At 64.1% G+C, this 13379-nt stretch carries 11 protein-coding genes and 1 tRNA gene; 10 read left to right on the forward strand and 2 right to left on the reverse strand.

Annotated features, from left to right (window positions below):
• Positions 1-119: 119 nt before the first annotated feature.
• The 4 genes from rplM (at position 120) to ACMZ6R_RS00400 (ending at position 3004) form a co-directional block, all read left to right on the forward strand.
• Complete coding sequence (gene rplM / locus ACMZ6R_RS00385) at positions 120-548, forward strand: 50S ribosomal protein L13 (RefSeq protein ID WP_416108644.1); 429 nt, start codon at positions 120-122, stop codon at positions 546-548.
• 21 nt (positions 549-569) lie between these two features.
• Positions 570-962: a 30S ribosomal protein S9 gene (gene rpsI, locus ACMZ6R_RS00390; protein WP_416108646.1), complete on the forward strand. Its 393-nt coding sequence runs from the start codon at positions 570-572 to the stop codon at positions 960-962.
• Between the two features lie 181 nt (positions 963-1143).
• The gene (locus ACMZ6R_RS00395; protein WP_416108647.1) at positions 1144-1575 is read left to right on the forward strand and encodes a C-GCAxxG-C-C family protein; all 432 of its coding nucleotides are present in this window, start codon (positions 1144-1146) and stop codon (positions 1573-1575) included.
• 133 nt (positions 1576-1708) lie between these two features.
• A complete protein-coding gene (locus ACMZ6R_RS00400; protein ID WP_416108649.1) occupies positions 1709-3004 on the forward strand; it encodes a radical SAM protein in 1296 nt (431 codons plus the stop codon).
• 300 nt (positions 3005-3304) lie between these two features.
• Here ACMZ6R_RS00400 and purM read toward each other — a convergent pair whose 3' ends face one another.
• A complete protein-coding gene (purM, locus tag ACMZ6R_RS00405; RefSeq protein WP_416108651.1) occupies positions 3305-4366 on the reverse strand; it encodes a phosphoribosylformylglycinamidine cyclo-ligase in 1062 nt (353 codons plus the stop codon).
• Between the two features lie 24 nt (positions 4367-4390).
• On the opposite strand from purM, the gene ACMZ6R_RS00410 reads away from it, so the two are divergent.
• The 6 genes from ACMZ6R_RS00410 (at position 4391) to ACMZ6R_RS00435 (ending at position 11129) form a co-directional block, all read left to right on the forward strand.
• Entirely contained in the window at positions 4391-4975 is a 585-nt protein-coding gene (locus ACMZ6R_RS00410) for a hypothetical protein (protein WP_416108653.1), read from the forward strand.
• A gap of 24 nt (positions 4976-4999) precedes the next feature.
• Positions 5000-6016 (forward strand): AmmeMemoRadiSam system radical SAM enzyme, encoded by a 1017-nt coding sequence (gene amrS / locus ACMZ6R_RS00415; RefSeq protein ID WP_416108655.1) that lies wholly within the window; start codon positions 5000-5002, stop codon positions 6014-6016.
• Between the two features lie 53 nt (positions 6017-6069).
• A tRNA-Pro gene (locus ACMZ6R_RS00420) sits at positions 6070-6146 on the forward strand.
• Between the two features lie 601 nt (positions 6147-6747).
• On the forward strand, positions 6748-7413 hold the full coding sequence (locus tag ACMZ6R_RS00425) for a 4Fe-4S dicluster domain-containing protein (protein WP_416108657.1): 666 nt from the start codon (positions 6748-6750) through the stop codon (positions 7411-7413).
• A 25-nt stretch (positions 7414-7438) separates the two neighbouring features.
• Entirely contained in the window at positions 7439-9586 is a 2148-nt protein-coding gene (locus ACMZ6R_RS00430; protein WP_416108658.1) for an aldehyde ferredoxin oxidoreductase N-terminal domain-containing protein, read from the forward strand.
• Positions 9587-9725: 139 nt separating this feature from the next.
• Positions 9726-11129, forward strand: a complete 1404-nt coding sequence (locus ACMZ6R_RS00435) for a B12-binding domain-containing radical SAM protein (RefSeq protein ID WP_416108660.1) — start codon at positions 9726-9728, stop codon at positions 11127-11129.
• Between the two features lie 101 nt (positions 11130-11230).
• Here the strand turns inward: ACMZ6R_RS00435 and ACMZ6R_RS00440 are convergent, their stop codons facing one another.
• Complete coding sequence (locus ACMZ6R_RS00440; protein WP_416108661.1) at positions 11231-13375, reverse strand: aldehyde ferredoxin oxidoreductase N-terminal domain-containing protein; 2145 nt, start codon at positions 13373-13375, stop codon at positions 11231-11233.
• Positions 13376-13379: the final 4 nt, after the last annotated feature.

Here is a 13379-nt window from a genome sequence, read left to right on the forward strand (position 1 = left end):
GCCCGGGGTTGATCCCAGGGCAAGCCGGCGCGGCCGCTGGCGTATGCGAAAAAGGGTGTTGACAAACACAACCCGTCCGCTTACACAATTCGTCTTTCGAGCAACTCAGAGGAGCCGTCATGAAAACGTTTAGCCCGACGCCCAAAGATATCAACCGGAACTGGTTCGTGGTCGACGCCTCGGACAAGATTCTCGGCCGCTTGGCGTCCGCCGTGGCCGTGCGCCTGCGCGGCAAGCACAAGGCGGAATTTGCGCCCCATATGGACAACGGCGATTTTATTGTCGTGGTCAATGCCGCCAAGATCAAGACCACCGGCCGCAAGCTGGACAAAAAAATGTACTATCGCCATTCCGGCTGGATTGGCGGCCTCAAGGAAACCTCCCTGCGCGATATGCTGGCCAAGAAGCCCGAAGAGGTCATCCGCAAGGCTGTGCGGGGCATGCTGCCCAAGAATCGCCTTGGTCGGGCGATGCTGAAAAAACTCAAGGTTTACGCCGGCGAGGCCCATCCCCACGAGGCCCAGAAGCCCGAAACCCTCGACGTGTAAAACCGCCTGCGGAGATCAAGCATGAGTGACGAATTCTTTTACGGCACCGGCCGCCGCAAGTCCGCCGTGGCCCGGACCCGCCTCTACAAGGGCAACGGACGTATCCTGATCAACGACCGTCCCTTCGAGGAATATTTTCCCCGTCCCACCCTGGCCGCCATCGTGCGCCAGGCGCTGCTTTTGACCAAGCTCGACGGTCGCGTCGACGTGAAGGTCAATGTAGCCGGCGGCGGCATGACCGGCCAGGCCGAAGCCGTGCGCCACGGCATCTCCCGGGCGCTGTGCACGCTTGATCCCGAATTGCGCGGCGTGCTGAAGAAAGCCGGCCTGCTCACCCGCGATTCCCGCGAAAAGGAACGTAAAAAGTACGGCCAGCGCGGTGCCCGCGCCAGGTTCCAGTACTCGAAGCGTTAATCGCGCGGCGATTACGAGACAATCCAAGGCGGAACCGCGAAAGCGGCTCCGCCTTTTGTCGTTGCCGCAGTTCCCTCTTCCGGGGCGCTCCCCTCTCCGGCCCGAACGGTCCACCGGCCTCGCATGGTGGGCCTTCCGGATTGGAGCGCCCCACCGGCCCGCACCGGGCAAGGAGTAACGCATGACACGGCAGGAAGTCGAACAGACCGCCTTTTCGGCCATGTCCACGGGCTACAACTGCGCCGAGACGATCCTCCATATGGCCATTTCTCATTTCGGCCTTGCCGAGGCGGGCGTGTCCACCCGTATCGCCACGTGTTTCGGCGGCGGCATCGGCCGTTCCCATGACGGGATGTGCGGCGCCCTTTCCGGCTCGATCATGGCGCTCGGGCTGGCCTACGGTCGCGATGCGGCCGATCAGCCGCCCCCTGTCGGACTGGATCTGGCGGCGGATTTCCGGAAGCGTTTCATCGCACGGTTTGGTTCAAGCTGTTGCCGGGAACTGCTCGACCGGTTCGGACCGCGGCAAAGCCGGACCTCCTGCAAGCGCCTCGTCGCCGATACCGCCGGCATGCTGCACGAAACCCTCATGGAGCAACGCCAGTCGCGCTAGCCTCAACCGAACCCGATTCTCCTTCCCTATCCCCATATTGCCACGGTTGCCCGTCCCCCTTACAATCTTTCTCCTCGCCCCCTTTGAAAGTTTTTGGGGAGGGTGGGGGCATCCTCTCCCCCAAGGAGTTCCCATGGCCGAGCACAAACCACGCCCCAAGCTTGTCTTTGCCGACGAGACCGGCAACATCTACGACCATCCCGAACTGGAGATGCTGGTGCGACGGGGCGATCGGCTGGAGCCGCCGCGCCCGGACGAGCTGATCCCCCTGCCGCCGGAAAGCGAGCTTTTCCTGCTGCCCGGCCGGGACGCCCTGGGCTTCGATGCGGAGTCCGGGGAAATCGAGCGCCTGGACGAGCGGGCCGTGGCCGCGTTCGTCTGCCCGGGGCATACCCTTTCGGCCACGGCCGCCTATGCCGCCCAGCCCAATGCGCCGGTGCTGCCGCTTTTCGCCTATGGCGCGGTGGGGTTTTCCGGGGATCGGTTCTTCGTGGCCGCGTCCCGGGTGGACAAGGACCAACGGCAGGTTTTTTCCGGCATCCCCCAGGACCGCATCGTCAAGGGAGCCAAGGCGCTCCGGAAAAAATATCCCCAAAACAGGCTGATCGAGCACTTAAGCGGCTGCGCCCTGACCTCTTGCTGTCCGGCGGCGCGCAACCTGGCCCTGGGCCGCTTCGAAGCCCCCCTGCCCACGGCCCGGGTGTGCAATGCCCGCTGCATCGGCTGCCTGTCGCTCCAGCCCCCGGATTCGGGCTTCCCCTCCACCCAGAACCGCATCGCCTTCGGCCCCGATCCGGCCGAGATCGTGGAAGTCATGGCCGAGCACAGCCGCCACGAGCGCCGCCCCATCTATTCCTTCGGCCAGGGCTGCGAAGGCGAACCGCTGACGGAAATCGAAGCCATCCGCGAGGCCGTGGCCCGATTCCGGGCGGCCGGCGGCCGGGGCACGGTCAACATCAACACCAACGCCAGCCTGCCGGACGCCGTGGAACGCTTCGCCGCGGCCGGCGGCTCGTCGATACGGGTCAGCCTGTCGAGCGCCGACCCGGCACTCTACGCGGCCTACTACCGCCCCAAGGGCTACGCATTCGCCGACGTGCGCGAGAGCATCGCCCGGGCCAAGGCCGGCGGACTTTTCGTTTCGCTCAATTTCCTCTTCTTCCCCGGCGTCTCGGATACCGAAGCGGAACTGGCCCAGCTCGCGGAACTGATCACCACCTACAAAGTGGATTTCGTGCAGATGCGAAACCTCAACCTGGACCCGCAGCTCTACATGAAGGTCGTGGCGGACAGCGGCGCGCTGGCCAATCCGGCCAGACTCGCCTCCATGGGACTCAAAAACTTCCGCAAACGCCTGCGCAAGGCCTGCCCCTGGCTGGGGTTCGGTTATTTCAATCCGTATCGGGAAGAGAGGGGGAAGGAAGAGTAGGGAACCGGGGGAGGAATTGTTCTTTCAAAAGCAAGAGGAAATTTCTTATTTCGCCCCGATGGGGCGACGGCGTGGTGGCGGCGGAATTTGTCCGGGACGCGCTTGTCGCAAAGCGACATGCACCGTCCCGACAAATTCCGCCGTCATCTTCACTCTCCGACCTGTCGCCAGCCATCCCCGCCCCCGTCCCGCCAAAGCACACCGGATGGGGGGGCCGGGGGGCGCGCCCGCCCCCCGGCGGAGGGGTCCAGGGGAGGCAGAGCCTCCCCTGGCCGCCGGAGGCACGCACGCATGCCTCGGCTAGCGCGCGTCGGGAAATTCGACGACCACCTGTTCGGCCTCGTCGCCGCCGCGGATCTCGATGCGGCCGATGATGCGGGCGTATTCGTGCAGGGCTTTGAGGCGCTGCATGACATCGGGCGCGACTTCCGGGGCGACCACGAGCATGTAGCCGATGCCGCAGTTGAAAATCTGGAGCATCTCCGGCCAGCGCATCTTCCCCTGCTCCCGCAGCCAGTCGAACACCGGCGGCACGTCCCAGGAGCCGAAACGGATATGGGCCGCGACGCCGTGGGGCAGCACCCGGTTAAGGTTGTCGTAGAAGCCGCCGCCGGTGATGTGGGCCATGCCCTTGATCTCGAAATCGCGCAGCAGGTTGAGCACGGTCTTGACGTAGATGCGGGTGGGCGCGCACAGCGCCTCGGCCACGGTCTTGCCGGACTCGGGCATGGGGTCGTCGCCTTTGAGGCCCGAGGCGTCGAGGATCTTGCGGATCAGCGAATAGCCGTTGGAGTGCGGCCCCGAGGATTCGATGCCGATGACCACGTCGCCGACGCCGATGCTCGAACCGTCGACAATGGCGGCGTTGTCCACGATGCCGACGCAAAAGCCGGCCAGATCGTACACGCCGTCGGGATAAAAGCCGGGCATCTCCGCCGTTTCGCCGCCCAGGAGCGCGCAGCAGGCTTCCTTGCAGCCCTCGGCGATGCCGGCCACAACCCGCTCGGCCAGATCGACCGAAAGCCGGCCAGTGGCGAAATAATCCAGAAAGAAAAGTGGCTTGGCGCCCTGGACGAGAATATCGTTGACACACATGGCCACAAGATCGATACCCACGGTATCGTGGCGGTCAAAGTCATGGGCGAGCTTGAGCTTGGTGCCGACGCCATCGGTGGAGGACACCAGCACGGGCTCCGCGTAGGCTTCGGAGTCGAGCTTGAAAAGCCCGCCGAACCCGCCGATATCGGACACGACACCCTTGCCGTACGTGCCGGCCACAATGGATTTGATGCGCGAGACCAGGGTATTGCCGGCTTCGATATCAACGCCGGCGGCCTTGTAGGGAGCCGATCTGTCGGCCATGGGTTGCTCCTTGGAGGACTGCGAATGGAAACGATATTCCATAGTATCTTTACGCATCGAATTCAAGGGAAGCCTGGCCGGGCCCTTTGCCGGACGGGTGTTTGGGCCGCGCTTTTCACGCTTCTCGCCGCTTCTTCCCTGCCCTGCGCCCTGGCCGACGGCGGCTCGTCGGAATACACCGCCCCGCCGTCCACCTATGGCCCGCCGCCCGAACTGCCCCCGGGCTCGGGCGTGGACGACGATCCGCCCCGCCGCGACATCCACATGGGGACCGTGGACCACATGCGCATGGGCCGCGACGACGAGGGCAACATTATTATGGAAGTGCGGCCGCGCCCGAAAAAAGTCGAGCAACAGCCGCAGGTCGGCCCTTTTTTCATCTACCCGCAAATCGGCGTACCGGGCGGCATGATGGGACAGCCGGGCATGGGCCGGCCCGGTATGGGCCAACCCGGCATGGGCCAGACGGGCTCGGGCGGCAACGGCGGGGCCGTGCGGCAGCAGGGCGGACAAGCCGGCCAATACAGGGGACAGACGTTGCCCGGGCAAAACCAGGAACTCCCCGCTACCGGCGAATCCTCCGACGCTCCGGCGGAAAGCGGGGAGTAGAACCTTCCGACCAAGGAGGGAGCCATGCATCCGGCGCAATTATGGAAACCGCTGCCCGACGGGCGTGTGTCGTGCCGGCTGTGCGCGCATTTTTGCCGCATCGCCGACGGCGACCGGGGCCTGTGCGGGGTGCGGGTCAACAAGGCGGGCGCGCTTTACACCCTGGCGTACGAACGGGTGGCGGCGGCGCATCTCGATCCGGTGGAGAAAAAACCGCTGTACCACTTCCAGCCGGGCAGCCTCGCCTTTTCCATCGGCACCATGGGCTGCAACCTGTCGTGCGCCTTCTGCCAGAATTATTCCCTGTCCCAGCCGCCGCGCCAGGGTCGCCCGGTGACCGGCGAACGAACCACACCGGCGGCGCTTGTGGCAGCGGCCAAGGCATCGGGCGCATCATCCATCGCCTACACCTATTCCGAGCCCACGGTCTTTTTCGAGCTCATGCGCGACACGGCGGCCCTGGCCCACGAGGCGGGGCTTAAAAACATCATGGTGTCCAACGGGTTCCAGAGCGCCAAATGCCTCGAGGCTCTGGACGGGCTCATCGACGCGGCCAACATCGACCTCAAGGCCATGAACCCGGATTTCTACGAGCGCGTGTGCGGAGCTAGGCTTCGCCCCGTGCTGCAAAACCTCGCGCACATGCGCAAGCTCGGCTGGTGGCTGGAGGTGACGACGCTGCTCATTCCCGGAGCCAACGACGCCGACGGGGAGCTCAAGGAACTGGCCGCCTTTCTGGTCAAAGAGCTTGGGGCGGACACGCCGTGGCATATTTCGCGCTTCCACCCGGATTCCGGCATGCGCGACACGCCGCCGACGCCGCTTTCCCGACTGGAGCGGGCCTGGGAAATCGGTCGAGAGGCCGGCTTGCGCTACGTCTATGTGGGCAATGTGGCCGACGAAACGCACAGCGGCACGATCTGCCCGGCCTGCGGGACGGTTGTGCTGGCGCGGTCGGGAATGGGATTGCGGGAGGCGCGCCTCACGCAGGGGCACTGCGCATCCTGCGGCGCGGCGATCGCCGGGGTCGGGCTGCCATAGGTCCCACCGGCTTGCCATGGGGTCGCAGTTGCAGTAAGCATTGCGCCTCCGTTCGGGGCGTGGCGCAGACTGGTAGCGCGCCTGCTTTGGGAGCAGGATGCCGGGTGTTCAAATCACCTCGCCCCGACCATATTTCAACGGCTTGCCTGGCATTCCAGGCAGGCCGTTTTCATTTGTCCCACGTCTTTGTCCCACAACCTCCCCCGATGTTGACGACCGTCCCACCTGTAGGGCGACCCGTAGATTTGTTCACAACGACGTTTAGTTCTGAAGGTCGCGGTACGCCGGGCCAGGCCAGTCGCCAGCACTCCGAAAGCCACCGCGTGGCCCACATGGTGAAGCCGCGCTGATCCTTGAGGTCGCCGAGCATACGCCCTTGAATCACACCGCTGGAAGGTCTGAACGGCTTCTGCAGCGGGCTCATTTGACTCACGAAAAAACGACTCCCCGGGTCACTCCGACTCGATTCCACAATCACCAAAGTTCTCTTTCAGGCTTCCCGGGGAGTTGCGGGCCCTTTTTATGTCAGGCGCGACATAATTCAATCGCCAGCAACTTTGGAATGTTATCGTCACACGATCGAAGGGAGGCGAGCGTTGCGGCCGTGTGAACCGCATCCCTGGCCTTGCTCTTGCTCAATAGGGGCCAAGTTCTCATTCCAACTGTACATCCGGGCTGGCAGGCCGTTGCCAGCCTGATGAGAAGTGCACCTTTTTTCTAAGGAGGCCCCCGTGAGCGAGAATTCGACCATAACCCTGCCTGAAACCGCGGAGACGCGTCTTCCCGACGAGCACCGGGAGGAGGCACAGCCGCCCGAGAAGAAGTTACTCCTCAGCCGCAGAAAAATGCTCGGTTTTCTGGGCGTTCAGATCGCCGCCGGCGCGCTGGCCGTCACCAACGCCGTGGCCGCGCCCAAGAACTTCAAGCCGGGGTGCACCAACCGAGGCATTACCCCGGCCCAACTGCCCAATGCCCGGGCCTGGCTCGTCACGGACCCGACAACCTGCGTCGGCTGCCGGAGCTGCGAGATCGTCTGCTCCCTGTCGCACGACGACACCTGTCAGCCGGCCATCGCCCGCATCCACACCTTGTACGATCCCATGCACTCCCTGAGCAAGCTCTGCTCCATGACCGAGGCGTGCAAGCAATGCAACATGGCCGACTGCTACCTGGCCTGCCAGTACGATGCCCTGGTCCTGGACAAGAAGACCGGCGCCCGGGTCATCGATCCGAAGAAATGCCAGGGATGCGGCGAATGTTTCGAGGCCTGCCCGTGGAACATGGTGGCCTACAACGAGGCCAAGGGCATCTACTCCAAGTGTGACCTGTGCGGCGGCGACCCGTTATGCGTGAAGTATTGCCCGGCCGACGCGATCAAGTACGTTGAATTGGGATAACCCCCCTTTGCAAGGAGCAGCTACGATGTATGGATGGGCTGGAAAGATATTGCGGGTGGACCTGAGCAACGGTTCCATCACCACGGAAGAGACCAAGAAGTACCTGGACTACACAGGCGGCCTCGGTTTCGGGTACAAAATCATCTTTGACGAGGCGCCCAAGGCGGACCCCTTTGACCCGGAAAACCGACTGATCTTCGCCGTGGGGCCCCTGACCGGCACGTTGGCGCCCGGTACCTCACGGCCGGAAGTTATCAGCATTTCGCCGCACTCCTTCACGACGAAGTCCAAGCATTCCCTGGCTTCACGGAGCAACTTTGGCGGCTACTGGGGCGCGGAGCTGAAGTTTGCGGGCTATGACGCGATCATCGTCCAGGGCAAATCCCCCAAGCCGGTCTACATCAACATCAACAACGACAAGGTGACCATCGAGGACGCCTCGGCAGTGTGGGGCAAGGACGGCATAGCCGCCCAGGAAGCCATCAAGAACGAGCGGAAGGATCACGATATCCAGGTCGCCACCATCGGTCCCGCGGGCGAAAGGATGGTCCGCATCGCGCCCATCATTCACCGCCTCGGCAACGTGGCCAGACAGGGCGGCTTCGGCGCCGTCATGGGCTCCAAGAACCTCAAGGCCATTGCCGTGCGGGGTACCAAGGGCGTCGACGTGGCGGACAAGAAGGGCCTGATCGACTACGTCAAGAGTGTCCGAGAGTTCCAGCCGGCCCCCCTGGGCGCCACCCCGCTGTCCAGCGGCCCCTTAAGCTGGACCGGGAAGCATCTGGATCCGAAAGACATCAAGCATCAGGCCCAGCGCTTCAACCAGACCGAGAGCAACGCGCCCTGGCTGAATAAGTACCATCTCAAGACCCAGTCCTGTTACTCCTGTCCCCAGGGCTGCTACACGTACATGAAGGTGCCCAAGATGGGCATTGGCGCGGTGAGCTGCACCCAGTGGTTCTACGCATGGATGGGGAACAAGGACGAGGCCACCTTCCAGGCCAGCCAGCTGGTCAACAAGCTGGGTCTGGACTCTTTCGAGATGTTCCCCATGATCCAGTTCATCTGGCACCTGCAGGACGAAAAAGTGGATGGCAAGAGCGTGCTCCGGCACATGTACGACCAGAAGCTGGTCAGCAAGAAGAACCTCGAGGTCCTGGAGGCCGCCCATTATCCCCGCGATGGCGGCAACCTGGGCTCCGCCGGCCTGGAGGGCATGTTGACGTTGATGGCCTATCGTGAGGATTTCATAGGCGACGCCCTGGGCGAGGGCTTCCGCCGGGCCATGGACATCATCTCGGACGAGTTCAAGAAGCGCAAGATGCCTGAGGTCGCCAAGGCGGTCATGAAGTTCATAAAAATGGAAGGCATCATGGGCGGCGTTGTCGGCGGCAACGGCGGCTGGGGCATGTCCGCCCACTACGACCCCAGGACCTTCGGCTACTACTGGGCCGTGAACTTCGCCATGGAGAACAGCGATCCCATGCGCCACTCCATGACCAACCTGCTCGAATGGACAGGGCTTTCCTTTCCGCAGGCCATGCCCGTGGCCATCAAGCACTGGGGGAAGGATGTCGCGGAAAACGGGCTGAACGACATCCGCCGCAGCCGCGACATCCCCCTGACCTGGAACGGCGAAAAATCGGCCAAGGCCTGCGCCTCGCTGAGCCAGTTCATTCATTATCGGGGCTGTATCAAGGACAGCATGACGGGCTGTGACTGGGTCTATCCCGTCATGGTCAGCGGCCGCGAAGACCGGGGCTATACCGGAGACACCTCGGTGGAGTACAAGCTCCTGGGGCTTGTCACTGGCGAAAAGATGACCCAGGAGAAGCTGAACGAGCAGGCCGCCAGAACCTGGACGCTGCAGCGGCTCCTGACGATCTTGGAATGGAACGACGGCAAGCCGGTGAACATGCGCGAGGAGCACGACCAGATCCCGGACCACTTCTTCGCTCCGACGGATACCCGGCTCCTGCCCACCTTCCCCCCGTCCGCCCCGCCGCACCCGCCCCTGGTTCGCGAGAACTTCGAGGCCACCAAGACAGAGTACTACAAACTCATGGGGTGGGACGTGGAAACCGGACTGCCGACCCGCAGCCTGCTCAAGAAGCTGCACATGGACGACGTGCTCGCCTCCTTCGAGGCCCAGGCGTTCCAGCTACCCGGCTAGGCAACAATGGTTCTTGAGCAACGCCGCCGGCCCTCGAGAACAGTGCCCCCCGACCGCCTGGAGACGCCAACCCTCCAGGCGGTCGGGATCACGCAAAACGCATGGCGGGCCGCGTCGCCGCGGCCTGCCTGCTCGCATCATGAAGAAGATCGTACTCCTGACCCCTCCCGCGCTGCGGCTCATGAATCCGGTCACCTTTGGCGCGGACCTGCTGCCGCCCAAGACCTGGGTTCCCCTGGGCATCGCCTCCCTGGCCTCGGCCCTGCGGGCCGGCGGCTTCGACGTGGAGTTCCACGACCTGCACGACGACGACTGGCCCCTGGTCGCGGCCATGCTGTCCGAAAGCGCACCCGGCCTGGTGGGCATCAGCTGCTTCACCTTCGGCCGGGCCAACGCCATGCGCCTGGCCGAGCTGTCCAAGCGCCTCTTCCCGGAGGTGCCGGTGGTCATGGGCGGCCCCCACGCCACCTTCTTCCCGGATCAGGCGCTCGCTTCCGGCAACGTGGACGTGGTGGCCCTGGGCGAGGGGGAGATCACCATCGTGGAACTGGCCCAACGCCTGGCCCAGGGCCGGGACCTGGACGACGTCCGGGGCATCGCCTTTCGCAGCGACGGCCATGTGCACCTGACCCCGGCCCGGGAGAGCGTCACCGACCTGGACGTGTTCCCCTTCCCGGCCTACGACGCCTTCGACCTGGCCGAATACAAATCCCCTGAAATTCCGCCGCAATATCTGCCGCTGACGGGAACCCACGTCATGACCTCCAGGGGCTGCCCGTTCCACTGCGAATTCTGCTCGGTGAACAAGTTTTTTAGTGGCAAGTGGGCCGTCCGCTCGCCCGGCAACGTGGCCGACGAGCTGGAGAAGCTGGTGGCCGAGCGCGGGGTGCGGCACGTGTATTTCTCGGACGATCTGTTCTCCCTGAACCACCAGCGGACCATCGGCATCTGTAGGGAGATCCTGGACCGGAAGCTGGACCTCGTCTGGATGGCCGAGACCCGGGTGGACTGCGTCGACGAGGAGATGCTGGCCTGGATGCGCAAGGCCGGGTGCTACCGGGTCTACTACGGCGTGGAGTCCGGCAGCCCGCGCATCCTGAAGTCCATCCACAAGGGCTTCACCACGGGGCAAGTGCGTCGGGCCTTCCGCATGACGCACCAGGCGGGCATGGAGCCGAGCTGTTTTCTCATGGTGGGCAACCCCGGCGAGACCCCGGACACCATCGACGAGACCATCGAGCTCATCCGGGAGATCCGGCCGGCCACGTCCCCCATCGTCGGCATCACCACCATCCTGCCGGGGACCAGGCAGTACGAACTGTCCAAGCGGCAGGGGCTCATCAGCGACGACTATTGGCGGTCGGACGAAGCGCCCCCGCTCTATACCGGCGAATACGACGTGGACGACCTGATCCAGCTGCAAATCCAGCTGACCCGGGGGATCTGCCCCGAGGTCTACGAGCAGATGTGCGCCATCGGCCTGGACGACGACTATTTCCGCCTGAGGCGCCTGCTGGGGAACCGGCATGACCGCAAGGCCTGAGCGCGGTTGCGGGCAGCGAAAAAAGCGGGGCCCTGGGAGGAGTTGCCCAGGGCCCCGGGTTTTGACATCCCTGCCGGGAATCGCAGGAATGCTGGGACCTTTTATGCGGGCAGCTCGAAGCCCTTGGACTCGAAAGCCACGGCAACGTCCTTCATACCCAGTTTCTCCAAAGTGGCGCGGCGGGGCAGACCGGTTTCCGGATCCCAGCCCATGTACGTGTAGTAGATGGTCTTGGTCGCCTCGAAGTTCTTGCGATCCAGGGGCGGATGGGGCACCTCGGCCTCGGGATAGACCGGAAGCACCCTCCCCTCCACCGGGGCGAAGAAGTGTTCGGGCAACTGGTCGTGTTCCTTGCGCAGGTTCACAGGCTTGCCGCCGCCCCATTCCAGGGCCGTCAGCAGCCGGTGCATGTTCCAGATACGCGCCGCCCGCTCGTTGAGCCTGTCCTGGGTCATCTTCTCGCCGGTGACCAGTTCGAACATCTTGTATTCCACGGACACGTCCCCGGTATACGCCCTGTCCTTGCGGCCGCTGGTCATGATGGGGAAAACCCAGTCGCAGGCCGAGATGCTGTCCTTGATACAGCCGCGCAGGTGGATGAAGCGGGTGATCGTGGCATTGGCCGTGGCCGACTTGTCCCCGTTCCAGGTCAGCGGCGCGTCCCGGTCGCGCTTCAGGTCGCTTAAGCCGTTGACGGCCACCTCCTCGCCCCAGATGGTCTTGGCCACGGGCAGGGCCTGCTCGAAGCTGAGCCCGGTCCATTCCAGCAGGTTGGTCATGGCGTGGCGGTTGGGGTCGCGGTTTTCCATGGCGAAGTTCACGGCCCAGTAGTAGCCGAAGGTTCTGGGATCGTAGTGGGCGGACATGCCCCAGCCGCCGTTGCCGCCGACCACGCCGCCCATGATGCCTTCCATGTTTTCGAAGCGCATGACCGCCTTGGCCGCGGCGGGCAGGCCCAGGGAGTCGAACTTGGCGGCGACGATGTCCATGGCCCGGCGGAAGCCCTCGGCCAGGGCGTCGCCCAGAAAACCCTGGCGATAGGCGATCATGTTCATGAGGGTGACCAGGCCGTCCGCGCCCAGCTGGCCCTTGGGCGGATAGTGGCCCTTGGCCAGGCCGGCGGCGATTTCGGCCGTGACCAGCTTCTTGTCCTGCAGGTGCTTAAGCAGGCTCTTGCCGTCCACGGTCTCGTCCTGAAGGAACCAGACGAACTGGATCATGGGGAACATCTCGAAGGTGTCCACCCCAAGCTTGTTGGCCATCTGGTTGGCCAGAAACGTGGCCTTGTCCCGGTTGCCGATCCAGGAATAGAACCACTGGGTGCAGCTCACCGCGCCGCCGCCCATGCCCGGCACGTTCATGTAGGCGTAGCAGCCTTGCGGGCAGGCGTAGCAGGACTGCGGTTTGACGTGGTATGCCTCGAGCCAGGGAGCGCAGCTCTTGGTCTGGTCGAAGCGCAGGGCCTGCTTGTTGATGTTTTTGGGATCGATGTACTTTTCCGTCCAGCTCAACGGACCATGGGACAGGGGTGTGGACCCCAGCGGCCCGGGCTGGAACTCGCGCACGCTTTTGACGTATTTGACCAGCCCGTCCTTGTCGGCCACCTTGACCCCGCCCGTGCCGCGCACGGCGATGGCCTTGAGGTTTTTCGCCCCCATCACCGCCCCGAAACCGCCCTGGCCGGCGGCGTTGCCGATGCGGTGGATCACCGGGGAGATGCGCACCAGCTTTTCGCCCGAGGGGCCGATGATCGCGATCTGCACCTTTTCGTCGCCGAGCTTTGCCTTGATGGCGTCCTGGGCCGTAAAGGTGTCCTTGCCCCAGATGAAGGCCGCATCATCCACGGTGACCTTGTCGTCGGCGATGTTGATGAAGACCGGCTTTGGCGCCTTGCCCTGGATGATGACGGCGTCGTAGCCGGCGAATTTGAGTTCCGCGCCCCAATAGCCGCCGAAGCCGCTTCGGGAGACGAGCGGGTGCTTGGACTGGGGGGCATAGACGTGGGGCGAGACGCCGATGACCTCCGAGCGGCCGGTGGAGGGGGCCAGGGTTCCGGTCAGGGGGCCGACGGCGAAGACCAGCCGGCTGTCGGGACTGAAGGGATCGGCCAGGGGGGCTTCGTCGAAAATGACCTTGTAGCCGATGCCGATGCCCCCGGTATAGTCGAGATACTTGGCGGTCTCTTCCTTGGTGACCTTGCCGCTGCCGAGATCGACGCGCAGTATTGTTCCGGTCCATCCATTCATGATC

The sequence above is a fragment of the Solidesulfovibrio sp. C21 genome (assembly GCF_047785625.1).
Taxonomy (GTDB): Bacteria; Desulfobacterota; Desulfovibrionia; order Desulfovibrionales; family Desulfovibrionaceae; genus Solidesulfovibrio.

Coding starts and splice junctions, on each gene's coding strand:
- rplM (WP_416108644.1), top strand. CDS start 120: ATGAAAACGTTTAGCCCGACGCCCAAAGATATCAACCGGAACTGGTTC.
- rpsI (WP_416108646.1), top strand. CDS start 570: ATGAGTGACGAATTCTTTTACGGCACCGGCCGCCGCAAGTCCGCCGTG.
- ACMZ6R_RS00395 (WP_416108647.1), top strand. CDS start 1,144: ATGACACGGCAGGAAGTCGAACAGACCGCCTTTTCGGCCATGTCCACG.
- ACMZ6R_RS00400 (WP_416108649.1), top strand. CDS start 1,709: ATGGCCGAGCACAAACCACGCCCCAAGCTTGTCTTTGCCGACGAGACC.
- purM (WP_416108651.1), bottom strand. CDS start 4,366: ATGGCCGACAGATCGGCTCCCTACAAGGCCGCCGGCGTTGATATCGAA.
- ACMZ6R_RS00410 (WP_416108653.1), top strand. CDS start 4,391: ATGGAAACGATATTCCATAGTATCTTTACGCATCGAATTCAAGGGAAG.
- amrS (WP_416108655.1), top strand. CDS start 5,000: ATGCATCCGGCGCAATTATGGAAACCGCTGCCCGACGGGCGTGTGTCG.
- ACMZ6R_RS00430 (WP_416108658.1), top strand. CDS start 7,439: ATGTATGGATGGGCTGGAAAGATATTGCGGGTGGACCTGAGCAACGGT.
- ACMZ6R_RS00435 (WP_416108660.1), top strand. CDS start 9,726: ATGAAGAAGATCGTACTCCTGACCCCTCCCGCGCTGCGGCTCATGAAT.
- ACMZ6R_RS00440 (WP_416108661.1), bottom strand. CDS start 13,375: ATGAATGGATGGACCGGAACAATACTGCGCGTCGATCTCGGCAGCGGC.